At 59.8% G+C, this 241-nt stretch carries 1 protein-coding gene; it reads left to right on the top strand.

Features of this window, described 5'->3' with window-relative positions; genetic code table 11:
* Positions 1-241: hypothetical protein (locus E1189_RS21970; protein WP_196220781.1), on the top strand; the 241-nt coding region annotated here is incomplete at both ends.

Raw genomic sequence — 241 nt, 5'->3', positions numbered from 1 at the left:
GGTCATGGGGGGGGAGGACAATCTGCAAACGGCCATGGACATCTTCGTCCGTCTGCGCACCCAGGCGGCTGGGGGGCATGCTAACACCCCCTGTGATGACAAGGAGATCGAACTGGCTCTGGGTAGACACCTTCAGCTTATGGGAGGCACGGATAACCTGAAAATGGCCGTGGACATCTTTACCCGGCTGCGTACTCAGGCGGCCGGAGGGCAGGTGAACACTCCCTGTGGGGACAAAGAT

Source organism: Parendozoicomonas verongulae, from assembly GCF_009711465.1.
Taxonomy (GTDB): domain Bacteria; phylum Pseudomonadota; class Gammaproteobacteria; order Pseudomonadales; family Endozoicomonadaceae; genus Sansalvadorimonas; species Sansalvadorimonas verongulae.
The sequence above is the reverse complement of the archived record's forward strand: the minus strand, read 5'-3'. Positions and strand labels throughout refer to the sequence as shown.